The sequence below is a fragment of the Ruegeria sp. BE1 genome (genome assembly GCF_056538885.1).
In genome coordinates, this window is record NZ_JBQFTY010000007.1 from 107589 (window position 1) to 133606 (window position 26018).

At 59.0% G+C, this 26018-nt stretch carries 28 protein-coding genes; 14 read left to right on the forward strand and 14 right to left on the reverse strand.

Going from position 1 to position 26018, the window contains the following annotated elements:
• The first annotated feature begins 21 nt into the window (after positions 1–21).
• Both ACR0J5_RS18225 and ACR0J5_RS18230 read left to right on the forward strand, forming a co-directional pair.
• Positions 22–474 carry an Lrp/AsnC family transcriptional regulator gene (locus ACR0J5_RS18225; RefSeq protein ID WP_480655904.1) on the forward strand — a complete coding sequence of 151 codons (453 nt, stop codon included), beginning with the start codon at positions 22–24 and terminating at the stop codon, positions 472–474.
• A gap of 119 nt (positions 475–593) precedes the next feature.
• A complete protein-coding gene (locus ACR0J5_RS18230; protein WP_480655906.1) occupies positions 594–1172 on the forward strand; it encodes a PA14 domain-containing protein in 579 nt (192 codons plus the stop codon).
• Between the two features lie 33 nt (positions 1173–1205).
• Here ACR0J5_RS18230 and ACR0J5_RS18235 read toward each other — a convergent pair whose 3' ends face one another.
• Positions 1206–2168 (reverse strand): L-malyl-CoA/beta-methylmalyl-CoA lyase, encoded by a 963-nt coding sequence (locus tag ACR0J5_RS18235; protein WP_480655908.1) that lies wholly within the window; start codon positions 2166–2168, stop codon positions 1206–1208.
• A gap of 295 nt (positions 2169–2463) precedes the next feature.
• On the opposite strand from ACR0J5_RS18235, the gene dgcN reads away from it, so the two are divergent.
• The 3 genes from dgcN to ACR0J5_RS18250 all read left to right on the forward strand — a co-directional run bounded on the left by dgcN (position 2464) and on the right by ACR0J5_RS18250 (position 5447).
• Positions 2464–3465: an N-acetyltransferase DgcN gene (gene dgcN / locus ACR0J5_RS18240; RefSeq protein ID WP_480655909.1), complete on the forward strand. Its 1002-nt coding sequence runs from the start codon at positions 2464–2466 to the stop codon at positions 3463–3465.
• An 80-nt stretch (positions 3466–3545) separates the two neighbouring features.
• Positions 3546–4511, forward strand: a complete 966-nt coding sequence (gene dgcA / locus ACR0J5_RS18245; RefSeq protein WP_480655912.1) for an N-acetyl-D-Glu racemase DgcA — start codon at positions 3546–3548, stop codon at positions 4509–4511.
• 75 nt (positions 4512–4586) lie between these two features.
• On the forward strand, positions 4587–5447 hold the full coding sequence (locus tag ACR0J5_RS18250; protein ID WP_480655914.1) for a D-amino-acid transaminase: 861 nt from the start codon (positions 4587–4589) through the stop codon (positions 5445–5447).
• 44 nt (positions 5448–5491) lie between these two features.
• On the opposite strand, the gene ACR0J5_RS18255 is transcribed toward ACR0J5_RS18250, so the two are convergent.
• Together ACR0J5_RS18255 and ACR0J5_RS18260 are read right to left on the reverse strand one after the other, a co-directional pair.
• Positions 5492–5806 carry a DUF1244 domain-containing protein gene (locus ACR0J5_RS18255; protein ID WP_480655916.1) on the reverse strand — a complete coding sequence of 105 codons (315 nt, stop codon included), beginning with the start codon at positions 5804–5806 and terminating at the stop codon, positions 5492–5494.
• Positions 5807–5872: 66 nt separating this feature from the next.
• Entirely contained in the window at positions 5873–6610 is a 738-nt protein-coding gene (locus tag ACR0J5_RS18260; RefSeq protein ID WP_480655918.1) for an N-formylglutamate amidohydrolase, read from the reverse strand.
• A gap of 134 nt (positions 6611–6744) precedes the next feature.
• Here ACR0J5_RS18260 and pyk point away from each other — a divergent pair, with 134 nt between their 5' ends.
• The 5 genes from pyk (at position 6745) to rplT (ending at position 11203) form a co-directional block, all read left to right on the forward strand.
• Positions 6745–8190 (forward strand): pyruvate kinase, encoded by a 1446-nt coding sequence (pyk, locus tag ACR0J5_RS18265; RefSeq protein ID WP_480655920.1) that lies wholly within the window; start codon positions 6745–6747, stop codon positions 8188–8190.
• 247 nt (positions 8191–8437) lie between these two features.
• Positions 8438–8875, forward strand: coding sequence for a universal stress protein (locus ACR0J5_RS18270; protein ID WP_480655922.1), 438 nt, complete (start codon positions 8438–8440; stop codon positions 8873–8875).
• A gap of 14 nt (positions 8876–8889) precedes the next feature.
• On the forward strand, positions 8890–10440 hold the full coding sequence (locus ACR0J5_RS18275; RefSeq protein ID WP_480655924.1) for an alanine/glycine:cation symporter family protein: 1551 nt from the start codon (positions 8890–8892) through the stop codon (positions 10438–10440).
• 182 nt (positions 10441–10622) lie between these two features.
• Positions 10623–10823, forward strand: a complete 201-nt coding sequence (gene rpmI, locus ACR0J5_RS18280; RefSeq protein WP_010443552.1) for a 50S ribosomal protein L35 — start codon at positions 10623–10625, stop codon at positions 10821–10823.
• Positions 10824–10837: 14 nt separating this feature from the next.
• Positions 10838–11203, forward strand: a complete 366-nt coding sequence (gene rplT, locus ACR0J5_RS18285; RefSeq protein ID WP_480655926.1) for a 50S ribosomal protein L20 — start codon at positions 10838–10840, stop codon at positions 11201–11203.
• A gap of 115 nt (positions 11204–11318) precedes the next feature.
• Here the strand turns inward: rplT and ACR0J5_RS18290 are convergent, their stop codons facing one another.
• From ACR0J5_RS18290 to ACR0J5_RS18300, 3 genes are all read right to left on the reverse strand, one after another.
• Entirely contained in the window at positions 11319–11750 is a 432-nt protein-coding gene (locus ACR0J5_RS18290) for a hypothetical protein (RefSeq protein ID WP_480655928.1), read from the reverse strand.
• A gap of 19 nt (positions 11751–11769) precedes the next feature.
• The gene (locus ACR0J5_RS18295) at positions 11770–12216 is read right to left on the reverse strand and encodes a hypothetical protein (RefSeq protein WP_480655930.1); all 447 of its coding nucleotides are present in this window, start codon (positions 12214–12216) and stop codon (positions 11770–11772) included.
• Positions 12217–12333: 117 nt separating this feature from the next.
• Positions 12334–13725 carry an aminotransferase family protein gene (locus ACR0J5_RS18300; protein WP_480655932.1) on the reverse strand — a complete coding sequence of 464 codons (1392 nt, stop codon included), beginning with the start codon at positions 13723–13725 and terminating at the stop codon, positions 12334–12336.
• A gap of 211 nt (positions 13726–13936) precedes the next feature.
• Between ACR0J5_RS18300 and ACR0J5_RS18305 the strand changes: the two genes are divergently transcribed.
• The gene (locus ACR0J5_RS18305; RefSeq protein WP_480655934.1) at positions 13937–15562 is read left to right on the forward strand and encodes an acyl-CoA synthetase; all 1626 of its coding nucleotides are present in this window, start codon (positions 13937–13939) and stop codon (positions 15560–15562) included.
• Here the strand turns inward: ACR0J5_RS18305 and ACR0J5_RS18310 are convergent.
• From ACR0J5_RS18310 to hmgA, 7 genes are all read right to left on the reverse strand, one after another.
• The gene (locus ACR0J5_RS18310) at positions 15559–15900 is read right to left on the reverse strand and encodes a DOPA 4,5-dioxygenase family protein (RefSeq protein WP_480655935.1); all 342 of its coding nucleotides are present in this window, start codon (positions 15898–15900) and stop codon (positions 15559–15561) included. The genes ACR0J5_RS18305 and ACR0J5_RS18310 overlap by 4 nt on opposite strands.
• A gap of 82 nt (positions 15901–15982) precedes the next feature.
• A complete protein-coding gene (gene maiA, locus ACR0J5_RS18315; RefSeq protein ID WP_480655937.1) occupies positions 15983–16603 on the reverse strand; it encodes a maleylacetoacetate isomerase in 621 nt (206 codons plus the stop codon).
• A gap of 4 nt (positions 16604–16607) precedes the next feature.
• Positions 16608–16805, reverse strand: coding sequence for a DUF2783 domain-containing protein (locus tag ACR0J5_RS18320; protein ID WP_480655938.1), 198 nt, complete (start codon positions 16803–16805; stop codon positions 16608–16610).
• Between the two features lie 5 nt (positions 16806–16810).
• The gene (locus ACR0J5_RS18325) at positions 16811–18421 is read right to left on the reverse strand and encodes an FAD-dependent oxidoreductase (protein ID WP_480655940.1); all 1611 of its coding nucleotides are present in this window, start codon (positions 18419–18421) and stop codon (positions 16811–16813) included.
• A 136-nt stretch (positions 18422–18557) separates the two neighbouring features.
• Complete coding sequence (locus tag ACR0J5_RS18330; RefSeq protein ID WP_480655942.1) at positions 18558–19508, reverse strand: MBL fold metallo-hydrolase; 951 nt, start codon at positions 19506–19508, stop codon at positions 18558–18560.
• Positions 19509–19595: 87 nt separating this feature from the next.
• A complete protein-coding gene (fahA, locus tag ACR0J5_RS18335; RefSeq protein WP_480655944.1) occupies positions 19596–20852 on the reverse strand; it encodes a fumarylacetoacetase in 1257 nt (418 codons plus the stop codon).
• A 66-nt stretch (positions 20853–20918) separates the two neighbouring features.
• Entirely contained in the window at positions 20919–22274 is a 1356-nt protein-coding gene (gene hmgA, locus ACR0J5_RS18340) for a homogentisate 1,2-dioxygenase (RefSeq protein ID WP_480655945.1), read from the reverse strand.
• 57 nt (positions 22275–22331) lie between these two features.
• Between hmgA and ACR0J5_RS18345 the strand changes: the two genes are divergently transcribed.
• On the forward strand, positions 22332–22784 hold the full coding sequence (locus ACR0J5_RS18345) for a MarR family winged helix-turn-helix transcriptional regulator (RefSeq protein ID WP_480655947.1): 453 nt from the start codon (positions 22332–22334) through the stop codon (positions 22782–22784).
• Between the two features lie 65 nt (positions 22785–22849).
• Entirely contained in the window at positions 22850–24079 is a 1230-nt protein-coding gene (locus ACR0J5_RS18350) for an adenylate/guanylate cyclase domain-containing protein (protein WP_480655949.1), read from the forward strand.
• On the opposite strand, the gene ACR0J5_RS18355 is transcribed toward ACR0J5_RS18350, so the two are convergent.
• Complete coding sequence (locus ACR0J5_RS18355; protein WP_480655951.1) at positions 24076–24885, reverse strand: division plane positioning ATPase MipZ; 810 nt, start codon at positions 24883–24885, stop codon at positions 24076–24078. The genes ACR0J5_RS18350 and ACR0J5_RS18355 overlap by 4 nt on opposite strands.
• 207 nt (positions 24886–25092) lie before the next feature.
• On the opposite strand from ACR0J5_RS18355, the gene ACR0J5_RS18360 reads away from it, so the two are divergent.
• The gene (locus ACR0J5_RS18360; RefSeq protein ID WP_480655952.1) at positions 25093–25980 is read left to right on the forward strand and encodes an AEC family transporter; all 888 of its coding nucleotides are present in this window, start codon (positions 25093–25095) and stop codon (positions 25978–25980) included.
• The last annotated feature ends 38 nt before the right edge of the window (positions 25981–26018 follow it).

The window sequence follows — 26018 nt, forward strand, 5'->3', positions numbered from 1 at the left end:
AACTCGTTAATGTCGCAACAAATGACGAAACTGGACCACATAAACCAACAAATATTGCGCGAACTGACTCGGGACGGGCGCATCAGCAATCTGGAACTGGCGGATCGGGTTGGCCTGTCGCCGTCGGCCTGTCTGCGCCGCGTACAGGAGCTGGAGCGTGCAGGGGTGATCTCGGGCTATCGCGCGGTGTTGAACCCGGCGGCGTTGGGTCTGGGTTTCGTCGCCTATATCGGCGTCGGGCTGGGCGAACACACAAAGGCCGCGCAAGAAGGGTTCGAACGCGCCCTGCAACGCGCGCCCGAGGTGGTGGAATGCCACAACATCACCGGTACGATCGAGTATTTGCTGCGCGTCGAATGTGCTGATCTGCCAGCCTACAAAACCTTCCACACTGAGGTGCTGGGCACCCTGCCGCATGTCACGTCCATTACATCCTATGTGGTGATGGGGTCCCCCAAGGACATGCGCGCCTGACCGCTGATTTGTGATGCTCTGTGGCCTTGCGGGCCAAAAATACTCATCCTAATGTCAATCCAAAGGCCCAGACAAAAAGGGGAAGACCCCACATCAAGGCCATATTCAGGGAGATGACGATGAAACCTATTAAAACCGGAGCGCTTGCCGCAGCCTTGGCCTTGATCGCCGGGGCCGCACTGACCGCGCCTTTGAAACTGCAACCTGCCAATCCGCAACCCAAGCCGCAGGCGGGTTTGGACGTGAAATATTTTGGCACCGGAAATCAGCACAAAAAGATCCGCGATCTGAGCCAGGCAAAAAGCATGCTGTCGAAGGCGCAGCCCGGACAGCCGTTGCGCGGGCTGGACTACCGGGACACCAGCAAGGGCGAAGATGTCCTGACCTTTGATGGCGCATACAACGTCGCCGCTGAGATCACGGGGTACATGCTGTTCGATTCACCCGGAATCTACGAAATCGAAACATGGTCGAATGACGGGATCGAGGCGTGGGTCGGCGGTCAGGAGATTGGGCGCGTTAACGGCATTCAGGGCTGCGAAGCCAATCAGCGTACCGAAGTCGAAGTGCCCAAAGCGGGCTGGTATCCGCTGAAGATCACCTACTATCAAAAACTGGGAACGTCCTGCCTGATGATGAAGTCGGGCAAGAAGGGCGAACGCTTTACCTGGACACCCAACGAGGTCTTTGGCCGCTAATGCAAAAGGCGCCCTGGGGGGCGCCTTTTTCGTTTATCCGTTGGCAGCGATCAATTCAGCCTGCGCCACGATCACCTCGGCTTGTTTGATCGACGCGATATCCACCAGACGCCCCTTGTAGACGGTGGCACCTTCGCCATTGGCTTTGGCTTGTTCCATTGCGGCCAGAATATCGCGCGCCTCGGACACAGCCTCGTCCGTTGGGGTGAAGACCTGATTGGCCAGCGCGATTTGCTTGGGATGGATCGCCCATTTGCCCACCATGCCCAAGGTGGCCGAACGTTTGGCCTGCGCAATGAACCCGTCATCATCCGAGAAATCGCCGAACGGCCCGTCGACCGGCAGCACGCCATGGGTCCGGCAGGCGGCCACGATTGCAGCCTGCGCCCAATGCCACGGATCGGACCAGTGCTTTTCGCCCTCGCGCAGCATGTAATAGTTTTCCTGCGTGCCGCCGATGCCGGTGGTCTGCATCCCCATCGAAGCCGCAAAATCCGCCGCCCCCAGGCTCATCGCCTGCATCCGGGGTGAGGAGGCCGCGATTTCCTCGACATGCGCGATACCGGCGGCGGATTCGATGATGACCTCAAAACTGATGGGCTTGGTGCGGCCCTTGGCGCGTTCGATGGCCGTGACCAGAGCGTCGACAGCATAGACATCTGCCGCGCAACCGACCTTGGGGATCATGATCTGGTCCAGCCGGTCGCCTGCCTGTTCCAGCAGGTCCACCACGTCACGATACCAATAAGGTGTATCCAGACCGTTGATGCGGACGGACATGTATTTACTGCCCCAATCCACGGTGTTCAGCGCCTCGATCACGTTGGCGCGGGCGATGTCCTTGTCCGAGGGCGCAACGGAATCCTCAAGATCCAGATTGATCACATCCGCCGCCGAAGCTGCCATTTTGGGAAACAGTTTGGTGTTCGACCCCGGCCCGAACAGTTGGCAGCGATTGGGGCGCGCAGGGGCGGCGGGTTGCAGGCGAAAGCTCATCTGGACCTCGTGCGAGAAATGAAATTACAATTTTCCTGCTCACTGAGGTATTAAATTGCGCGACACTGTGCAAGCATCTTTGTGCAGATGCGGCAATGCAATTGCAGCATTCCCCAAAAAATGGGGTTCCACCCGTGGTTAAAGTTTAATCATCGTGAAAACTTGAAAGAAACTTGCATATTTGGATCGAAATGCGCAAAAATTTCCGATCCTCCGCGGGGTTACCGGTTCAAAAAGCGAAACGCTCGTTAAGCGCGTCCCTTAGATTGCGCCGGAATCAAAGGAGTGCACCGCAATGATCGAGACACCGTATCTGCTGTTTTTGGGCGATGCGCCCGACCAACTGGCCGCCAAAGTTGCCATCGGCATCCGTGACTGGCGCCCTGAAAATGCCGTAGGCCAGTTCCGTATGGACGGCTGCAAGGCTGATCTGGGCATGAAGGACCTGACCCTGGCCGAGGCCAAAGAGGCCGGTGCCAAGACTCTGGTCATCGGCGTTGCAAACCGCGGTGGCGTGATCAGCCAGGCGTGGAAAACCGTTCTGATCGAAGCGCTGGAAATGGGTTTTGACATCGCCTCGGGCCTGCACAACCTGCTGCGGGACGAGGGCGATCTGGTGGCTGCCGCGCAAACCCATGGCTGCACCCTGCACGATGTGCGTGTTCCAACCGTTGGCTACCCGATTGCAAACGGCAAAAAGCGCAGCGGCAAGCGGTGCCTTGCTGTTGGGACCGACTGCTCGGCTGGCAAGATGTACACTGCCATGTCGATGGATGCGGAGATGCGCAAGCGCGGCATGAAATCGACCTTCCGCGCCACCGGCCAGACCGGCATCCTGATCACCGGTCAGGGTGTTCCGCTGGACGCTGTCGTCGCGGATTTCATGGCTGGTGCGGTCGAATATCTGACGCCTGAGAATGATGATGATCATTGGGATCATATCGAGGGCCAGGGCTCGTTGTTCCACGTTTCGTATTCCGGCGTGACCATGGCGCTGGTTCATGGTGGCCAACCGGACGCGCTGATCCTGTGCCACGAGCCGACCCGGACGCATATGCGTGGTCTGCCCGAATATTCCCTGCCGACGCTGGCCGAACTGCGTGACACGGCGCTGCCGCTGGCGCGGGTCGGAAACCCGGCCTGTCAGGTTGTTGGCGTGTCGGTCAACACTCAGAACCTGAGCGAAGAAGACGCCAAAGCCTATCTGGCGCAGGTTGAGGAAGAGATGGGCCTGCCCGCTACCGACCCCTATCGCTTTGGGGCCGGTAAACTGGTGGATGCGCTGGCCGCACTGTGATCTAAGCGGCGCGCCGGATGGTGGGTTGAGTGCAATCCGCCTCCGGCGGCCGTATTTTGAACGAGAAGAAGGATGGGCACGTGCAGATAGAGGTCTCTCGTGATGTGTTTCGGTTGGCGCAGGTCTTTACGATCTCGCGCGGGTCGCGGACCGAGGCAAAGGTTCTGACGGTTCGTCTGTCGGATGGGACGCATCAGGGGTGGGGCGAGTGTGTGCCCTATGCGCGCTATGATGAGACATTGGAGTCGGTTGAGGCCGAAATCGCCGGTCTGCCCGCCGAGTTTACCCGTCAGTCCTTGATGGATTTGCTGCCCGCGGGCGCGGCGCGGAACGCCGTGGACTGTGCCTTGTGGGATCTGGAGTGCAAGCGGGCGGGCAAACGCGCTTGGGACTTGGCTGGATTGTCGGTGCCGGGGCCTGAGATCACCGCCTATACGCTGTCGCTGGACACGCCTGAGGCGATGCAGGCGCAGGCGGCGCAGAACGCGCATCGCCCGTTGCTGAAAATCAAGCTGGGTACACCCGATGACATGCCCCGGCTTGAGGCTGTGCAGGCGGGCGCGCCGAATTCAAAGATCATCGTGGACGCGAATGAGGGGTGGTCGGCCGAGGTTTATGCCGATCTGGCCCCACATCTGGTGCGTCTGGGTGTTGCATTGGTGGAACAGCCTTTGCCTGCCAGTGACGATAACGCGCTGATCGGGATGGACCGCCCGGTGCCTGTGTGTGCTGACGAATCCTGCCATGATCGTGCAAGCCTGCCCAAGCTGAAGGGCAAGTATGATGTGATCAACATCAAGCTCGACAAAACCGGAGGGCTGACCGAGGCGCTGGAATTGCGCAAGGCGGCCATCGCCGAAGGCTATGACATCATGGTCGGCTGCATGGTCGGCAGCTCTCTGGCTATGGCGCCTGCGACACTGGTTGCGCAGGGCGCAATGGTCACAGACCTTGACGGCCCGCTTTTGTTGGCCGAAGACCGCACCGACCCGCTGCAATTTGATGACGCCGGAGTGCATCCGCCCAAGGCGGACCTCTGGGGGTGACGAACGCCAGGAAAACGATCCAGTGGATCGTTTTCAGTGAGGAACGGGCGAAGCCCTGAGACAAAAGGATATGACATGACCCGCACCGTTTACGTGAACGGAGAGTACCTGCCCGAGACCGAGGCCAAGGTATCCATCTTTGACCGTGGTTTCCTGATGGCCGACGCCGTCTATGAGGTGACAAGCGTGCTGGACGGCAAGCTGATCGACTTTGATGGCCACGCGGTGCGTCTGAAACGGTCGCTGGACGAATTGCAGATGGCTGAGCCCTGCAGCAAGGCTGAACTGCTGGACATCCACCGCAAGCTGGTTGAGCTGAACGGGATCGATGAGGGCCTGATCTATCTGCAGGTCACGCGCGGCAGTGACGGTGACCGGGATTTTGTCTTTCCTTCCGCTGACACCAAGCCGACGCTGGTTCTGTTCACGCAGAATAAGCCGGGTCTGGCCGACAGCCCGGCGGCGCAGAAGGGTGCCAAAATCATCTCGATTGATGATATCCGCTGGGGTCGTCGCGACATCAAGACGGTACAGCTGCTGTACCCGTCCATGGGCAAGATGATGGCCAAGGCCGCTGGCTGCGATGATGCGTGGATGATCGAGGATGGCTTTGTCACCGAAGGCACCAGCAACAACGCCTATTTCGTCAAGAACGGCAAGATCGTGACCCGCCCACTGTCCAATGACATTCTGCACGGGATTACTCGCAAGGCCGTCCTGCGTATGGCGGCTGAGGCGCAGATGGAAGTCGAAGAGCGCCTGTTCACAATTGATGAGGCGAAAGAAGCGGATGAAGCCTTTACCACTTCGGCCAGTGCCTTTGTGATGCCCGTGGTAGAGATCGACGGCGTTCCGCTGGGCGATGGCACGCCCGGGCCGATTGCAAAGCGTCTGCGTGAGATTTATCTGGACGAAAGCCGCAAGGCGGCGATCTGAATGAAAAGGCCCGCCAAACCGGCGGGCCTTTTTGATTTCCGGGCTTAACCCTTTTTCGTAACGTTTTCTTCGAATGCGACCTCGAAGGCGGCCTGTTTTTCGGGGCTGGCCTCGGTCTGATAGTTGGCTTTCCACTCATCCATGGTCATGCCGTAGAAAATCTGGCGGGCTTCGTCCTTGCCCATCTCGATGCCTTTTTCATTGGCCGCTTCCTGATACCAGCGCGACAGGCAGTTGCGGCAGAACCCGGCAAGGTTCATCATGTCGATGTTCTGAACATCGGTGCGGTCTTCCATCAGGTGCTTTTGCAAGCGTCGAAACGCGGCGGCCTGAAGTTCGATTTCGGTTTGCTTGTCCATGGGCTGACTCCGGTTGGCGTGTTGCCTATTCAAGTAGCGGTGGAAGGCGCGTCTTTCAATGCAGCGCTATAGTTCGCTGGCCGTCAGCGCATCTTGCAGCACCACGGCCAGACGTTCCGCCCAGTCCCGTTGGCCCGCGTGATCAGCGATCAGGTCATTGCGTAACTCGATCAGCGCATTGGGGCGGCCAAAAGCGGTGCAGTGCTTGTCGATGGCATCGCCGGGCAGGACGCCGGTATAGGGCTCGTTGACGCCGACGCACAGGTCGCCCTCGGCCTGTAGCCGATTGATCAGCGGGCGCGAAAAACGCTTGTCCGGGGTGTGCAGCACGCCGACATGCCACGGGCGGGGTTCGCGTCCGCGCAGCTGGCGCGTGAAGGAGTGCATCGAGATGATCACCGCATGGGGCAGGGCGGCGAACTCTGCCAAGGCGGTGTGATAGGGGCGGTAGCACATATTCAGCCGCCGTTCCCGCTCGGCCGCGTCAGCGTGGCGGTTGCCGGGGATGATCGAGCCGTCATACAGCTTCATCAGCAGTGTCGGGTCATCCTCACCCCGGTTCGGGTCGATCACCAGGCGTGAGAAATTGGCAGCCACAACAGGTGCGTTCAGGATTTCCCCCAGATGTTTTGAAACCTCATAGGCCCCGACATCATAGGCGATGTGACGTTCCATATCCTCGCGCGGCAGGCCAAGGTCGCCGCCGTTTATTTCGGGCGGGACAGTGTTTGTGGCATGGTCACATGTGATCAGCCAGCGCGAAGGGCGATCAGCGCCGTGGATAAAAAACGGGGAATACGTCATAAGCCTGTCATCTAGTTTGTCGCAGGTGTAGGGCAGTTGCTTTAAAAAGGGAATTGCGCAATAAGCGGCCATAAGCAATGTTTGCGGTAACAATTGCGCGAAGACAAAATCAAGACGTGAGGAGAGCACCACCAATGCGACGCCTGAGAAGTGTAAAAATCGTGGCGACGCTGGGACCGGCGTCAAATGACTATGACATGATCCGCGCCCTGCATGAGGCCGGCGCCGACGTGTTCCGCCTGAACATGAGCCATGGCAGCCATGATGAAATCCGCGAGCGGCACCGGATTATCCGTCAGGTTGAAAAAGACCTGGACAGCCCGATCGCGATTCTGGCGGACCTTCAGGGGCCGAAGCTGCGGGTCGGTGTGTTCGCCAACGACGCCGAAGAGCTGGAAGAGGGCGCGATGTTCCGCCTGGATCTAGACCCGGCCCCCGGTGATGCCGGACGCGTATGCCTGCCGCATCCCGAGATTTTTGCGGCGCTTGAGCCGGGCGCGCGGTTGCTGGTCAATGACGGCAAGATACGCCTGACCGTGCAAGACTGCGGTCAGGAATTCGCCAATTGCACGGTTGAGGTTGGGGGGACGATCTCAAACCGCAAGGGCGTGAATGTGCCAGATGTCGTGCTGCCGCTGGCGGCGCTGTCGGAGAAGGACCGGGACGATCTGGAATTCGTGTGCCAGTTGGGGGTCGACTGGCTGGCGCTCAGCTTTGTGCAGCGTGCCAAGGACGTGTTCGAAGCCCGTGCGCTGGCGGATGGGCGGGCCTCGATCCTGTCCAAGATCGAAAAGCCCGCAGCGGTTGAGGCGTTCGACGATATTCTGGACGCCTCGGACGGGATCATGGTCGCGCGCGGCGATCTTGGTGTGGAATTGCCTGTTTCAGCGGTGCCGCCCATTCAAAAGCGCCTGGTGCGTAAGTGCCGGGGCGCGGCCAAGCCGGTGATCGTGGCGACCCAGATGCTGGAAAGCATGATCGAAAGCCCGATGCCAACCCGGGCCGAGGTTTCGGACGTGGCGACTGCCATCTATGAGGGCACCGATGCCATCATGCTCAGCGCGGAATCGGCGGCGGGTTCCTACCCGATTGAGGCCGTGCAGACCATGAACAAGGTCGCCATCGAGGTTGAGGCTGACCCGACCTATGGTCAGATCATCGCCTCATCGCGTTCGGCCAAGGGTACAACCATCGCGGATGGGATCGTGGCCGCTGCGCGTGAGATTGCGGAAAAGACGGACATCAAGGCCATCTGCTGCTTTACCCAAAGCGGCACGACCGCGCTGCTGACTGCGCGGGAACGGCCCGGTGTGCCCATCATCGCGATGACGCCCGCCACCGGTACGGCCCGCCGTCTGTGCCTGACATGGGGTTGCCACTGCGTGATGACGCCCGAGCTTGAGCGGTTCAAGGGGGCGGTCGTCAACGCAGCCCGCGCGGCGCGGTCCGCTGGTTTCGCGGCTGAGACGGATCAGATCGTTGTCACCGCCGGTGTGCCTTTCAATGTGCCCGGAACCACCAATATTCTGCGGATCGCCCCGTGTGACGAACGGTTGATCTACAACACTGATCCGGGTTGAGTATGGCGATAAATCGGCGAGCCTCAAATCGATACTTTCAAAAGTCGCCTAAATAATAGGCGACTTTTTTCTTTTATTTTCAATTAGAAATCAACATTGCGGTTGAATTCTGTAAAAACCTCTCTGTTTTTTGGTGTTTTTCTCGGATACTGGGCGTCAGGGGCGGTCTACTCAGATAGTTCCAGGTTCCGGCTGCCCCACCGGGGTCACGGGTCCCGGTATAATCAAAAAATATTGGAGGAACGTCATGACAACGAAAATTGTCATAGGACTGGACGGGACAGAAACCGGCGAACGCGCGATTGCCTTTGCCAAGGATTTGGCCGGGCGCATCGGGTCCTGCGAATTGCTGGTGGTCTATGTCATCGAATGGTCCCCATTCACCTTTCAGACACCTGAAGAAAACGCCCTGCGGCACAAGCGGCGCGAGGAAGAGGTCGAACTGGCCACCAACCGCATTGTCACCCCTGCGGTCGACGCGTTGACGGCGGAAGGTTTCACAGCGCATGGCATCGTCCGCCATGGCGACGTGGCCGAGACGCTGAACAAGATCACCGTCGACAACGGCGGCACCCAGATCATCGTCGGGCGTGCCTCGGCGGATGGGTTCAAGAAACGGCTCTTTGGCAGTTCGACCCAGAATCTGGTCATGCATGCCGATGTGCCGGTCACGGTCGTGAACTGAGGGGAGTGACAGGAATGAATATGTTTCAAAAACTGAGCCTTGGCGCGGTTGCCGCTCTGGCCGCTAGCCCCGCTTTCGCGCAGGACGCGCCGGGTCTGGATGACAGGATCAACCAGGCATTCGCCGATTTCACCGGGCCGTTTGTCAGCTTTATCTTTGCCCCGTTCCCGGGCACGGGCTTCCCCTGGATCGTGGGCTGGCTGGTGGTCGCAGCGACGGTCTTCTCGCTGTATTTCGCCTTTGTTCAGTTCCGGTTCTTTGGCCATGCCGTCAGCCTTGTCAAAGGCGACTATTCCGATCCCAACGACGCGGGGGAGGTCAGCCACTTTCAGGCGCTGGCAACCGCGCTGTCGGGGACTGTCGGTCTGGGTAACATCGCGGGTGTCGCGGTGGCCGTCGGGATCGGCGGGCCGGGGGCGACCTTCTGGATGATCATGGCGGGCCTGCTGGGCATGGCCTCGAAATTCACAGAATGTACGCTGGGTGTGAAATACCGCAACGAATACGAAGACGGCACCGTGTCTGGTGGCCCGATGTATTATATGTCCAAAGGGTTCAATGAGCTGGGCTTGCCGGGCGGTAAAATTCTGGCCGTTCTGTTCTCGATCTTCTGTATCCTTGGCGCGCTGGGCGGGGGCAACATGTTCCAGGCCAATCAGGCGCACGCTCAGATCGCGGGCATTGTCGGGGATTACCCGGGCTGGATCACAGGTCTGGTCTTTGCAGGCATCGTCTTTGCGGTGATCGTGGGTGGCCTGAAATCCATCGCGCGCGTGACGGAAAAGGTCGTGCCGTTCATGGGCGTCATGTATGTGCTGGCCGCGCTGGTAATCATCATCATGCACGCAGACCAGATCGGCTGGGCCTTTGGCCAGATTTTCGCAGGGGCCTTTACCGGTCTTGGCGTTGCTGGCGGTATGGTCGGAGCGCTGATCCAGGGCTTCCGCCGGGCGGCGTTTTCGAACGAAGCGGGCGTCGGGTCCGCGGCGATTGCGCACTCGGCCGTGCGGACCAGTGAGCCGATCACCGAAGGCTTTGTATCGCTTCTGGAGCCGTTCATCGATACGGTTGTGATCTGTACCATGACCGCGCTGGTGATCATCATCACGCAGCAGTTGCTGATCGATCCGGAAACCGGTCTGTACATGCTGACTGAAGACGGCAGCGGTATCGCCACCGTTGACGGCAACTCGGGCGTCAGCCTGACCTCGGCGGCCTTTGCCAGCGCCTTTGGCTGGTTCCCCTATGTGTTGGCGATCGCGGTGGTTCTGTTTGCCTTCTCGACCATGATCAGCTGGTCCTACTATGGCCTCAAGGCGTGGACTTATCTGTTCGGTGAGGGGCAGACCAAAGAGCTGATCTTCAAGATCATCTTCTGCGTCTTCGTGGTAATCGGCGCGGCGGCCAACCTTGGTCCGGTCATCGATTTCTCGGATGCAGCGATCTTTGCCATGGCGGTCGTGAACGTCTTTGCGTTGTACTTCCTGATGAAGGTCGTGCGCGAGGAACTGGCCAGCTATGCAGCCCGGCTGAAAAGCGGTGAAATCCGCAAGTTCGGTCATTGATCCTATACACCGGGGCGGCGCGCGTCGCCCCGGTGCCTGACCAGCCTGCGAAAAGCGCAGATTCTGGTCGAAACCCCCTTGTCAGTATGGTCGAACTTGCGTAAACGGCGCTTCTGATCGCGTGACCGGCCGAGATGGCATGCCGAGTCGCGTTTAGTACCGAACCCTGAAAGGAGACGGAAATGCCTAAGATGAAGACTAAGTCGAGCGCCAAGAAGCGCTTTAAGGTGACTGCGACCGGTAAGGTCCTTGCTGGCCAGGCCGGCAAACGGCACGGCATGATCAAGCGGACCAAAAAGTTCATCCGCGACGCCCGTGGCAACACCACCCTGTCCGCCCCCGACGCCAAGATCGTCAAGGGCTACATGCCCTACGACCGCTAAGAGGAGATTAAGAGATGTCCCGCGTTAAAGGTGGAACCGTAACTCACGCCCGTCACAAGAAGGTCATCAAGGCCGCCAAAGGTTACTATGGCCGCCGCAAGAGCACCTTTAAGGTCGCCCGTCAGGCCGTCGACAAGGCCAACCAGTATGCAACCCGCGACCGTAAGAACCGCAAGCGCAACTTCCGCGCGCTGTGGATCCAGCGGATCAACGCGGCTGTCCGTTCGCATGACGAGGCTCTGACCTATTCCCGCTTCATCAACGGCCTGACCCTGGCCGGTATCGAAGTGGACCGCAAAGTTCTGGCCGACCTGGCCGTGCACGAACCGGAAGCGTTCGGCGCGATCGTCGCCAAAGCTCAGGCCGCTCTGGCTGCCTGATCCTCTGCTACAGAGACAGTGAATGAAAGGCCGTCCCACTTGGGGCGGCTTTTTTTGGTTGTCCGTCCGCTGCTGAGAAGCTCAGAGGGAAAACGTGAGCTTTTTGGAATGGTATCTAGCAGTTACCGCTGTTCTTCGTTTTCGATTTAGGCGACGAAATTAAGAAGGCGAAGAAACTCATAAAACCGGCAATTGCGAGGTGTTTGCCAGTGGAATAAAACTCAATACCAGTGTTGAGGTAAGTGTTTGTCAGTTTTCCAACCACTACGGGAAAGAAAAGGAATCCAAAAACTGTAAATGCAACACGCTGTCTTTCTCGTATCTGTGGATGATTTTTGAACACTAGTCTGCCGATGAGCGCCCCGGCGTAACTACCCAACCATGCGCCGCCGAAGATACTCGCTGTAACCGTTACAAAGCCCAGTGCCTTGAATGTATCTTCCGTTGCGAAGGCCACACCGAGCATAACTACAAGTGGCAACATGCCCAACCACGGCAGCCATTTTGAGCTTTCAAGTCTGCTGTGTAGCCTATTCAAAAAATCCACAAAATAGTTCCCTATAACGCTATTCACCACTCTTCTTCACTAACTGCGCCGCAAACGCCACCCCGGTCCCCGGACCTGCATAGGTCACCATGATCACGTCATCCAGATAGACACCGTTGAATATCCCCGAGGATACATCATCGCCTGAAATCCCTGCCTCGGCCAGAACAAAGCGGGTGGGATCGTCCAGAGAAAACGTGCCCATCGCCTCTTCGATGATCCAGTCTTTGTCTCCGATCCGGCGCCAGCGGTTGGTGGCGGTGATCAGGTTGCCGTCCAGCTTGGTGATCTCCAGCTCCATCTCGGTTTTCAGCAGGCCCTTGGCGTGGTTCGGGTTCGATTTGGCAAAGCCCACCAGATAGGTGCCGTGCCAGGTACCGACGATCTGCGGAAAACCGCTGCCTTGTTCGGCAAATGCGGGTGTGGTGAAGGCAAGAATGAAAGCGGTGAAAAAGGCGCGTAACATCGGGGGTCTCCTGTCTGGAATAGAAACAGGCTATCCGAGTTGCGGGTTTTGGCAAGGTTTTGTTCGGGCACAAAAAAACCGGCGCGAGGGTGCGCCGGTTTTCATCTTTCGCAGGTTTTAGCCGAAGACACGCCCCAGCGCGCCGTCCACCGCATCGGTGATCTGGTCGATATCGTCCGGCGTCGCAATCAGCGCGGGCGAGAAGCACAGCGTGTTGTTCCGGCCCGGGACCGAGCGGTTGGTGACGCCGATGATCACACCCTGCGCCATACAGTCAGCCACAACGGCCTGCGCCAGTTTTTCATCAACCGGCTCGCGGGTGGAACGGTCCGAGACCAGCTCGGCCCCAAGGAAAAGTCCCTTGCCGCGTACGTCGCCGATGACCTTGTGCTTTTCCATCAGCCCCTGCAGGTTGCCCATCATACGAGCGCCCATGTCCGTGCAGTTCTGCAGCAGGTTCTCATCCTCGATGATCCGCATGTTTTCGATCGCCGCTGCCGGGCCTGCTGTGCAACCGCCAAAGGTCGAGATATCGCGGAAATAGTTCATCGGGTCGTCGGCATTGTCCTTGAACATGTCAAAGATTTCTTCGGTCGTGACCATGCAGGCAATGGCCGCATAGCCCGAGGCGACGCCTTTGGCCATGGTTACAAAGTCAGGCTTCACGCCATATTGCTGATAGCCAAACCATGTGCCGGTGCGGCCGACGCCGCAGACAACCTCGTCGATATGCAGCAGGATGTCATACTTGTCGCAAATCTCCTGCACGCGCTGCCAATAGCCTTCGGGGGCCTCGATAACGCCGCCGCCAGCGGTCACAGGTTCCAGGCACAGGGCACCCACAGTGTCGGGGCCTTCGCGCAGGATGACCTCTTCGATCTGGTCGGCGGCCCATTCGCCAAAGTTCTCCTCGGGCGCGCCGTCAAGCTCGTGTTTACGGTATTCCATGCAATGCGGCACGCGCACGAAATCGGGCGCAAAGGGGCCGTATTGCGCGTTGCGCTCGTCCTGACCACCCGCCGACATCGCCGCCAGAGTCGAGCCGTGATAATCCCGGTCGCGATACAGAATCTTGGTCTTCTTGCCGCCGTATTTCTTATGGGCGATCTGGCGGACCATCTTGAAGGCTTTCTCATTCGCCTCAGAGCCCGAGTTCATGTAGTAGACCCGGCTCATGCCCGGCATCTTGCTGATCAGCTTTTCGGCAAAGATTGATCCGGGAATCGACCCGGCCGAGTTGGCGAAATAGCACAGCTTCATCAGTTGGTCATAGACGGCCTTGCAGATCGATTCGCGGCCATAGCCCACGTTGACCGTCCAGACCCCGCCTGAAACCGCATCCAGATGTTCTTTGCCGTTCTGGTCCCAGACGCGCATGCCTTTGCCTTCGACAATGATGCGCGGATCGTTGGTTTCAAAGGGCTTATGCTGGATCAGGTGGTGCCAGATATGGGCGCGGTCGGCCTCGACCACGCGGGAAAGATCGTTTTCGTTGAACGTGCCGTCCATGACATGTCCTTTCAGCAAAAGTGGGTGCGCAAGGTGCCTGAGGCCCCTGTTTTTTTGATGACTCAGATCACCGCGAATGACCATCTGTAGATAGGGCCAGATTGCACCATCCCGTATTACCAGTCTATGGGCCCGAAGTATTTATACGGATTTGTCAGATGCGAAACTTTGTGATCAAGTCGCGCAGCATCTGAACTGGGAGGGTCAGCAAATGGCAGAAACCAATATATACGAACGTCATTTGGACAAGAACCGCGCGAATTACACGCCCTTGTCCCCGCTGAGTTTCATCGAGCGCACCGCGCAGATCTATCCCGACTATCCGTCGGTGGTGTATGGCGCGCGTCGCTACAGCTGGGTCGAGACCTATGGGCGGTGCTGCCGTCTGGCCGGTGCGCTTTCTGCGCGGAGGATTGGCAAGGGCGATACCGTATCGATCATCGCGGCCAATATCCCCGAGATGTATGAGGCCCATTTTGGCGTGCCCATGGCAGGCGCGGTGCTGAACACGATCAACACCCGGCTGGACGCGCCGATCATTGCCTTCATCCTGAACCATGCGGAATCCAAGGTCTTGCTGGTCGATCCCGAATTTTCGGGCGTGGTGAAAGAGGCCCTGAAACAAGTCGATCACGATATTCTGGTGGTCGACATTGAAGACCCCGATTTTGAGGGAGGCGAAAAGCTGGGCGGGCTGACTTATGACACCCTGTTGACCGAAGGATCCCCGGATTTTGCCTGGTCGCTGCCCGATGACGAATGGGACGCGATCACGCTGAACTATACCTCCGGCACCACGGGCAATCCCAAGGGCGTCGTCTATCACCACCGCGGGGCCATGCTGAATGCGCAGTCGGACCTGTTAGATTGGGATATGCCCAAACATTCGGTCTATCTGTGGACACTGCCGATGTTCCACTGCAATGGCTGGTGTTTCCCTTGGGCGATGGCGGCCAATGCCGGCGTGTCTGTCTGCCTGCGGGCCGTGCGGGATGAGCCGATCTATGCCGCCTTCCGCGAAGAAAAAGTCACCCATTTCTGCGGCGCGCCGATTGTTCTGAACATGCTGGCAAACGCACCCGATCACCTCAAGGATTTCGATCACCAGATCAAGGTGATGACCGCCGGGGCCCCGCCGCCCGCCGCCGTGATTGAGAAAATGGAGGCGATGGGCGTTGACGTGACCCATGTCTATGGTCTGACCGAAACCTACGGTCCCTCGGTTGTCTGCGCCTGGAAAGAGGAATGGAACGACAAGCCCGCCGAAGATCGCGCCGCGCTGAAGGTCCGGCAGGGGGTGCGTTATACGGCCCTGTCCGGGTTGATGGTGGCCGATCCCGAAACGCTGGAGCCCGTGCCCGCGGATGGTGAAACCATGGGCGAGATTTTCATGCAAGGCAACGTGGTCATGAAGGGCTATCTGAAAAATGCTGATGCCACGGACAAGGCGTTCAAGGGCGGGTGGTTCGCCTCGGGCGATCTGGGCGTGATGCACCCGGATGGCTATGTCGCGCTGAAGGACCGGTCCAAGGACATCATCATTTCGGGGGGTGAGAATATCTCATCGGTCGAGGTTGAGGACATCCTTTATAAACACCCCGCCGTGATGGAGGCCGCCGTGGTCGCCCGCCCCGACGAGAAATGGGGTGAAACGCCCTGCGCCTTTGTCGAACTCAAGCCCGATGCGCAGGCCACCGATGCCGAGATCATCGCCTTTTGCCGCGATAACATGGCCCATTTCAAAGCGCCCAAGACGGTGGTGTTTGGCGCGTTGCCCAAAACCTCGACCGGGAAAATCCAGAAATTCAAGCTGAGGGATCAGGCAAGGGCGCTTTAGGCGCCCGCCTTGTCAAAGATCGACAGGTTCAGGTCCAACAACTCGCCCATCCAAATGGCCCGGTCGCGGTGATCTTCAAGGTGCTGGCCGGTTTCGGGATGGGTGAAGATGGTCAGGCCCTGCCGGTTCAGCATCAGCCAGGGGATGACCTGATCGAATGCGTCCGGGGTAAAGGCCAGTTGGCAACTCCATCGCGGGTGCGGCCCGACGTTTTTGGCATGCATTCGGCCCATCTCAACCGGAAAAAGGCGGGCGGCCTCTTGGCATAGCTGTTGCGCGGTGTTTTGGGTTTCGGCGTCGAAATAGACATGGGCGTGATAGCCGGTGATCTCGGGCATTGGGGCCTCCTGCATCCGTTTCGAAGAAACTACACCCATGGCGTCGGGTTTCACACCATTGCCCGCACACAGACCCTGTGCATCAGGTCGGGGCCTTAGGGTAGGCGGCGACAAAGGCAGGATGATCCGCGCAGGCGGCTTCGACCCCCTGAATACGCGGCAGGTCGGACAGGTCCACATCCCAGCGGTGCGCGTTGTAAAGTTGCGGGATCAGGCACAGATCGGCGAGGCTGGGCCCGGACCCTGTGCAATAGGGGGATTGTTCGAACCCGTTCAGCAAGGTTTCAAACGCCACCAGACCCGGCCGGATGAAATGACGCATCCAATCACCCGTTTCGCCGCCGCGGGCGGTGGCATGCTGGGCCACTGACAGGTTGCAGACCGGATGGATGTCGACAGCAATCGACTGCGCCAAAGCCGAAACCCTGGCCCTTTGCGCAGGTTCAGCGGGCAAAAGGCCGAGCCCGCGGGTCTGATCCAGATAGTCTATGATCGCCAGCGATTGCGTCAGTCGCAGCCCGTCAATCTCCAGCACAGGAACCAGCCCCTGCGGGTTGCGTGCCAGATGGTCCGGGGACCTTTGATCTCCGCCCCTAAGGTCGACCGGGACCGCACGATAGGTGATCCCGGCCAGGTTCAGCGCGATGCGGACCCGGTAACTGGCGGATGAGCGCCAGTAATCGTACAGAACCGCACCGCTCATGTAATCAATCGTCCTGCAATCTGGCGGCGTCCAAAGCCTGAGCCAGAACTTCGGCCTGTCCGATATGGTTGGCCAGCAGCAGAACCAGCCGCGCGTTCAGGGCGTCGCTTTCTGACTTGTCCAACCCGTCATGGGCGGCCAGCAAACCGGCATAGAAATCGTCGGCATTGTCGAGATTTGGGGTGAGGATCAAATCGGCCATGCTGCTTACTCCTTACCGGTGGCCCGGCGAAGGGCTTGCCGGAATGCGTTTTCCTCGAACGTGTCGCGTCTGGCCGCGACGTGCTGATCAGGGCGGATCAGATAGACGCCGGATGGGGCGTTCCCCAGATAACGGCGTTTGAGTTCCTGCGTCCGATCATCCTTGACGGAGACAGCCAGCCTTGTGGCTTCGATCCCGCCTTCTTCGATCCGCTCGGGGGCGTCGGCGTCGATGGTCAGCAAGGTGAACTTGCCTGCCAGTTTTGGCAGCAGAAAACCATCACCCAGCGGCGCATCCGGGCAGGCGGCACCGGGGCGGGTGATCTCTGGCCCGTCCAGCGCGTCTGCCGAGCTCAGCGAGGAGCCCTCATAGGCGCAGGGTGTGCTCAGCCGCCCGGAATTCACCAGGGGCCGGGCAAAGGCGTAATGCTCGCTTAGGTCCAGAACTGCGTCCCTGAACAGGCGCGACATCTCGGACTTCGGCGTGATGAAATCGGTCGAACGGGTCGAGGCGCGGATGTTCTCATCGGCGGCCTGCACCCGCTCGCGGTTGTAGCTGTCCAGAAGGATCTCGGGCGCTTGGCCGTCTATGACCAGTTGCAGCTTCCAGCACAGGTTGTCGGCATCCTGAAGGCCCGAATTGGCCCCGCGCGCGCCGAACGGGCTGACCTGATGGGCGCTGTCGCCGGCAAACAAAACACGACCGTAACGGAACCGGTCCATGCGGCGGCATTGGAACGTATAGATTGACACCCATTCCAGTTCGAACGGCACATCCTCGCCCAGCATGGCCTTGAGCCTTGGGATTACGTTCTCGGGCCGCTTCTCACGCTCTTTGTCGATGTCCCATCCCAATTGCAGGTCAATGCGCCACACGTTGTCGGGCTGTTTGTGCAACAGCGCCGATTGTCCACGATTGAAGGGCGGGTCGAACCAGAACCAACGTTCCGAGGGGAAATCCGCCTGCATCACCACGTCGGCGATCAGGAAATTGTCTTCGAACACGCGGCCTTCGAACTCCAACCCCAGCATCCGCCGCGTGGGCGAATGCGCCCCGTCACAGGCGATCAGCCAGTCGGCCTCAACGGTGTAGGACCCTTCGGGGGTTTCGACCTCAAGCGCGACATAATCGTCATGGGTGCCAATCGCCTCAACCTTGTTGCGCCCGCGAATTTCGATCGGTGCGCCCTCGGCTTGAAGGGCCCGAACCCGTTCGACCAGCGCGATTTCCACGTAATATTGCTGCAGGTTGATAAAGGCGGGGTTTGCATAGCCGGTGTCAGGTTGCAGGTTGAAATCATAGACCTGACGTTCGTCGAAAAAGACCTTGCCCGCGTTCCACAGAACGCCTTTCTCCAACATCGGACGCCCCGCGCCCAGACGGTCGGCAATGTCCAGTGTGCGTTGCGAAAAGCAGATGGCGCGACTGCCGAAACTGACCTTGTCATTGTCGTCCAGCACCACGACCTCGATCCCCTGCTGGGCCAGATCGATGGCTGCGGCCAGCCCGGTTGGGCCCGCGCCAATGATGATCACCTTGTGGCGGACCGGGGCTGGCGCGTCCTGATCCGGACTGTGGGAATAGGCATAAAGCGGGACTTCGAAAATCTTGTTCATGGGCTCTCTCTCCCCGATGGTCTGGCGCTGTGGCGCAAGATGTGCCCACGGGCGGTGTCCAGCCGAGGGCTTATCCCCATGGTTTCACCGAAAATTCGGCCGCAAAACGATCTGGATCAAATGCGACGGAATGTCCTTAGCTTTGCAGTGCCTCCCACATCTCAAGGTCGCGCTGGGCGGTCCAGATGCGCGGGGTGTCGATACCGCGGGCCTCGTCATAGGCGCGGGCGACGTTGAAGGGCAGGCAATGCTCGTAGATTGCATAGTCCGAGAATTTGGGGTCGCACTCGGCGCGCACGGCGTCCCACGCCTCTTTCAAAGACCCACCGCGTGCCGCTACCTTTGCCGCCGGACGGTAGGTGCTTTGGACGAAGTCACGGGTGTTCTCGATGGCCGCATTGACCATGTCTTTTCCGATGAGGGCATCGCCCCGCCCCGGAGCGATCGCATCGACGTCGAACCATTTGATCGCGTCCAGCGTATCGCTCCAATCGCTGAAATGCCCGTCGCCGCAATAGCAGGCCGAGTGATATTCGACGATGTCACCGGTGAACATGACGTTCTGGTCGGGCACATGGATGACGATGTCACCTGCGGTGTGGGCGCGGCCCAGATGCATCAGGTCAACCCGGCGGTTGCCCAGATAGACGGTCATCGTGTCGCTGAAGGTGGTGGTGGGCCAGGTCAGACCGGGGATGCTTTCGTGCCCTTCGAAGAGGCGGGGGAAGCGCTGGAATTCACTGTCCCAATCCTCTTGCCCGCGTTCGACGACCATGGCGCGGGCCATGTCCGACATCAGAATTTGCTGCGCCCCAAAGGCGCTGGCACCCAGTACGCGCACGGCGTGGTAATGGGTCAGCGCCACATGGGTGATCGGTTTGTCCGTCACTGAGCGGACGCATTCGATCACTTTGCTGGCCAGACGCGGGGTGGCCTGTGCTTCGACAATCATCACGCTGTCATCGCCGATGATCACGCCCGAATTCGGATCGCCCTCGGCGGTGAAGGCATAGAGTCCGTCGCCGATTTCGGTAAAGCTGATCTTTTTCTCAGACATGTCCCCCTGGGACGCGAATGCCTTGGCCATGTTGGGCTTCCTTTTTCAGGCTATGGACTGGTTGCGATGTAGCACCGCCTCCGGCGGCCGTATTTTCGACGAGAAGAAGTGGTGGGTTTATCGTTTGTAGGGGTCCGTTTGGGCGGGCAGGACCGTGCCGGTGCAATCGCCGAACCCGATGGTGTAGCCGTCGCCCTTGGCGCTGCCGGTCAGGGTCAGGGTGTCGCCGTCTTCGATAAAGCTGCGTGTTTCGCCGGCATCGAGCGTCAGAGGTTCCTTGCCGCCCCAGCTCAGTTCCAGCAGTGAGCCGCGTTCGGGTTTTGTGGGGCCCGAGATGGTGCCCGAGCCCAGCAGATCGCCCGTGTTCATCGGACAGCCCGAGGTGGTGTGATGCGCCAGTTGCTGCGCGGCTGAATAGTACATCTCGCGGTAGTTGGTGCGGGCGATGGTGGTGGCGGGTTTGCCAGCGGGTGCCATCGTCACAGCGAGGTCGATGTCAAACAGCATCGGTCCGCAGTCTTTGAGGTGATCCAGCAGCTCATGTTCACGCGCCGGGGTGTCGCAGCGAAATGGCTCAAGCGCGGCTTTGGTGACAATCCAGGGGCTGATCGAGGTTGCGGTGGCTTTGGCCTGAAACGGCCCAAGGGGCTGGTATTCCCATGCCTGGATGTCGCGCGCTGACCAATCGTTCAGCAGCACGTAGCCAAAGATGTTGTCGTCTGCCTGCTGTACCGAGATCGGACCCTCGGACGGGGTGCCTACAATTGCGCCCATTTCCAGTTCGATGTCGAACCGGCGGCTGGGCAAAAAGGCGGGACGATCGTGGTCGGGGGATTTCAGCTGCCCCCAGGGGCGACGGATGTCGGTGCCCGACACCACCACCGAGGACGCGCGGCCATTATACCCGATGGGCATGTGCAACCAGTTCGGCGGCAGAGCATTTTCCGGCCCCCGGAACATGGTGCCGACGTTTTGGGCGTGGTGGCGACCTGCGTAGAAGTCGGTGTATTCGCTGACGGCGAAGGGCATGTGCATTTCGGCATCGATTTGGGCGACCAGCAGGGCACGAATCTTGTCTTGTTCTTCGGAGCCTTCGGCCAGCAGATCTGTCAGACGCGCGCGCAGCGCGGCCCAAACTGCGGGACCTTGTTCCATCAGCGGGTTCCAGAAGGGCAGGTCGAACAGCGGCTCGTCGGTCAGGGTGATAAGCCCCTCGGCCTCGGCCGTTGTGACGTCAAGGATCATGTCTCCGACGGCCACGCCGCAGCGCTGTTCATCTTCTTCGGTTGAGAAGACACCATAAGGAAGGTTGTTCAGGGGAAACGGGTGGTGGGCATCATTGGCCGAAGCGACCCAGGATTTCTTCAGTGACATGTTGTCTCCAAACCTTTGTCAGGGGACAAGATTTTTCGTCGAAAAATCTCGGACCACGAACGGTGTTCATTTCTTACCCGGGGTGCCGTCGAACTTTTTCTCAAGCGAGGTCCAGCAGTCAATGTAGTCGTCCTGCAAGGGGGCCTCGTTGGCGGCAAAGGGGGTCAGGTGCTGTGGAAAGCGGGTCTCGAACATGAAGGACATGGTGTTGTCCAGCTTGTCCGGGCCCAAGTTCGAATTTGACGCCTTGTCGAACGCCTCGCGATCCGGGCCATGGGGCAGCATCATGTTGTGAAGGCTCATGCCGCCGGGGACAAAGCCCTGCGGTTTGGCATCATACTGGCCGTAGATGTTACCCATCAGCTCGGACATGATGTTCTTGTGGTACCAGGGCGGGCGGAACGTATCCTCGGCCACCATCCAGCGTTCGCGGAACAGGACGAAGTCGATATTGGCCGTGCCAGGCTGCCCGGATGGGGCGGTCAGCACGGTAAAGATCGATGGGTCGGGGTGGTCGAACAGGATCGCACCGACCGGGCAATAGGTGCGCAGATCGTATTTGTAGGGCGCGTAATTGCCGTGCCATGCGACCACATCCAACGGGCTTTGACCGATCTTCGTCGTGTGAAACTGTCCACACCATTTGACGGTGACGGTTGAGGGCACTTCGCGATCCTCAAATGCGGCAACGGGTGCCTTGAAATCGCGCGGGTTGGCCATGCAGTTGGCACCAATCGGGCCACGGCCCGGCAGTTCGAATTTCTGACCGTAGTTCTCGCAGACAAAACCGCGCGCAGGGCCCTCTAGCACTTCGACGCGATATACCAGCCCGCGCGGGATGATGGCGATCTCTTTGGGTTCCAGATCGATGATCCCCAGCTCGGTCGCAAAGCGCAGGCGGCCTTCTTGGGGCACCACCAACAGCTCGGAATCGGCTGAGAAGAAGTAATCGTCCACCATGGAATCGGTGACCAGATAGATATGGCTGGCCATTCCCACCTGCGTGTTCACGTCGCCTGCTGTGGTCATGGTGCGCATACCGGTTAGCCAGGTCAGGCCCTGATCCGTATGGGGCACTGCGTCCCATCGATATTGTCCCAGGCTGATTACGTCCGGGTCGACGAAGGGCGCGCTTTTCCAAAAGGGCAGGTCGATCTTTTCATAGCGTTGCGAATGCTTGACCGAGGGCCGGATACGGTAGCACCACGTGCGTTCGGGCGGGTTGGCGGTAAATGCCGTGCCGCTGAGCTGTTCGCCATACAGGCCATAATTGCAGCGTTGCGGGCTGTTCATCCCTTGCGGCAGCGCGCCGGGTAGGGCTTCGGTCTCAAAGTCATTGGCCCAGCCGGGCATGTAGCCTGCATGCGCCCCAACGGGCGTGCTGGCCTGCGTCATTTCGCGTGGATCAGTCGGATGTTTCATCCTGTGCTCCTGTGTTTGCTGCTTGAGGGATAATAGTTGATTTTGTAACTAACAAGGATGACCCACGATGATTCCAACACTAACGATGATTTCGATCTGCGGGATTTCCTGCCTTATCTGCTAAACCGTGCGGCTGAGGAAAGCGCGTTAGAGTTTCAAAAGGTCTACAAGGATCGCTATGGCATGTTGCGGACCGAGTGGCGCGTGCTGTTTCATCTGGGCAATTATGGGGAAATGACTGCGACCGAAATCGGAACGCGCGCGCGCCTGCACAAAACCAAAATCAGCCGCGCTGTCCATCGGCTGGAAGCGCGGCGGTTCCTGCAGCGCGAGCGCAGCGCAGCGGATGGGCGGGTGGAACACCTCAGGCTGACTGCCGCCGGACAGTCTGCTTTTCGCACGCTGTGTGGTATCGCGCGGCAATATGATGCGCGCCTTACCGCGCAGTTCAGCCCGGATGAGGTCATGCTGTTGCGCAAAATGCTAAGGCAGTTGTCAGATACAGATTGAATACTGGAAATTGGGTCCCGTGGCCCCCAGATGACATCCAGAGCGGACACTGGAATAATAACAAAATGCAATTTGCGAACGCCGATATGGCGAAATCAAGCGATCTTATCGAATGGATTGTCGAGCGTGGCCTGGAAGGTGCCACGAAGGAAGAGCTGTTGGACGGCTATTGCACCAAGCTGTTGGATTTGGGCGTGCCGCTGATGCGCTTTCATGCAGCACAGTCCGCGCTGCATCCAGTTTATGGCGGCACCGGCTTCAGCTGGTACGAAGGTCAGGGCGGGACGCTGGAGAAGTTTGAATACACCGAGGAACCCAGCGAACAGTGGAAGCAAAGCCCCCTCTACGCCATTCTCAGCAATGAGGTGGACGAAATTCGTGAGCGTTTGGTCGAGCAGAATGAGGCCAGCCGGTTCCCACTGCTGAATGACCTGCGCCAGATCGGGGCCACCGATTACTATGCCACGGGCGTCAATTTCGATGTGCCCACACATAACGGCGGGAAAGACGCCAAGAAAGCCGTCGACGGTGTTCTGATGTCCTGGACGTCAAACGCGCCAGAGGGGTTTGGGGATAGCGATATCTCTCTGATCAACATGGCGGTTCCGCATCTGGGACTGGCGTTGAAAACGGCATCAAATGCTCGAATTTCAAAAGACCTGATGCGGGTCTATCTGGGTCGTGACGCCGGGCGGCGCGTGCTTTCGGGGGAAATCCGGCGCGGATCATTGCAGCAGATTGATGCGGTGATCTGGAATTTTGATCTGGAAAACTTCACCAGCCTGTCCGAGGAGCTGTCCGGGCCCGACATTATCGACATGCTGAATGACTATCTGGCGGTGGCTGTGAAAGTTGTGCACGACAACGGTGGCAATATCCTGAAATTCACCGGCGACGGGCTGATGGCGATGTTCGACGTGGGTGATATCGACGCGGACGCGCGTGCTGCCCTCAAGGCCGTGCCCATGCTGCAAAGCCAGATGGAGATTTTGAACATCAAGCGCCGCGCTGCGTCTCTGCCTGTCGCCAATTTCACTCTGGCGTTGCACTCGGGTGAAATCCTTTATGGGAATATCGGATCGGAAACCCGTCTGGACTTTACGGTTATCGGACCGGCAGTGAACCAGACCGCCCGGATTGCCGGTATGCATAGATCACTGGGGCAGCGCATTCTGATCTCGGACGACGTGGCGCAAGCTGCGCAGCCCTGTGGTCAGAATCTTGTCTCGGTCGGGCGGTACATGCTGCGCGGGGTGAACGAACCTAAAGAACTGTTCACGGTGTACAACCCTTAGAAATCGATCTCGACCCCCGGCAGGTTCAGTTCCTTCATCATGTCGCGCAGCTCTTGCCTTGCGGCGATGTTCGAGATGTTCAGTTGCTTGACCCCGATATCCTTGAGGTCCAGCAGGGTCAGGCCACGCGGAAACAACTCGCGAAAAATCACACGCTCGGAAAAGCCCGAGGCGACGCGAAAACCGATGCGCTGCGACAGCATTTCAATCGCGCGCTGCATCTTTTCCTTGTTGACCATGCGCTGCGTGCCGACGCGGTTGCGAACGACGACCCAGTCGATGGGTTTAAGCCCGGCCTGCGCCCGAAGCTGCCGCGCGTTCCAAACCATTTCGGAATAAACCGACGGGCCCAAGATCTTTTCACCTTTGGAGTCGATCCGGGCCAGCAAGTCGAAATCAATGAAACTGTCGTTCAGCGGCGTCACCAGCGTGTCAGCCAGCGAATGCGCCACCTGGCTGAGACGCGTGTGCGAGCCGGGGCAGTCGATCAGGATAAAGTCGCTGTCGCTTTCCAGTTCGGCCACGGCAGCAGACAGGCGGTGGTCATAGATGTTCTCACCGGGTTTCAGTTTTGTCGCGTCAATCTCGGGCAGATCGTGATGACGTGGGCTGGGCAGGGTGAAATCCGCGTTTTTCAGGAAATTCGCGCGGTTTTCGAAATACCGTCCCAGGCTGCGCTGTCGCAGGTCCAGATCCAGCGTGCTGACCTTGTGGCCCAGCCGCGCCAGCGCGGTGGCCACATGCATCGACACGGTCGATTTACCTGCGCCGCCCTTCTCGTTCCCCACTACGATGATATGTGCCATGCGTGTTTTCCCATGTCCCGCCGTGCTTAGCCACACGTTGTTGTTAGCCACTATATGTTGTGGAAACGGGGAAGGGAAGAACCCCATTGAGCCTTAAAGACCTCAAATTTGGAAAACCAAGCTGTGTGGATGGTTTAGCCTGCATGCTTGCCAAAGACGCTGGCCTGTTTCACTCTCCGTGACACCAAATTGCCATGGGGACCCGACGTGGAGCACCTGTTTCTGAATGTTCTGAACGTGGTCCTGCCCGTGCTGATTTGCGCCGGAATCGGTTATAGTCTGGCCCTGATCAAAGCTCCGTTCGACAATAAGGTGATCGGAGGGCTTGTGTCGCGCGTGGGCTATCCGACGCTGATCATTTCGCACCTGTCTACCACCCAGATTGCAGTCGGTACCTTTCTGGATGTCATGGCCGCCGCGGCGCTGGCCATTGTCGGGTTCGGGGTGCTGGGGTTTTTTGCCCTAAAGGTCATGCGCCTGCCGGTCCGGGCGTTTCTGACCCCGCTGATGCACGGCAATGTCGGCAATATCGGGCTTCCGATCACGCTGCTGGCGCTGGGTGATGCCGGAATGGCCTATACAATGGCTTTTGTGGTCGTGGTGCTGATCAGCATCTTCACTGTGGGCATGTGGATACCGGCGGGTGCGTTTTCGCCCAAAAAACTCGCCACTTCGCCAATTATCTATGCGGTTGCCATCTCGCTTGTTCTGATGACCACGGGGTACAGCCTGCCGCAGCCGGTGGCCAAGTCCTTTGACATTCTGGGCGGACTGTCAATTCCGCTGATGTTGCTGACGCTGGGCCATACGCTTGCGACCCTGCAGATCAAACGTCTTGGCCGGGCGGTGATGCTGACCGCGTTGCACCTTGCCATGGCCGTTCTGATTGCCAGCGGTCTTGTCTGGGCGTTCGGCTTCACAGGGGCGGAGAGAGGCGCGGTGATCCTGTGTTGTCTGATGCCATCCTCGGTTGCCGCCTATCTGTTTATCGATCAGCACATGCCCGAGTATGGGCCCGATGTGGCCGGGTTCATCCTTGTGTCAACGCTCAGCACCATTCTGGTACTGCCGATTGCGCTGTCTTACTGGATTTGACGCCCACCTTATGCAGGGGCCACGTTTCTGCTAAGCTG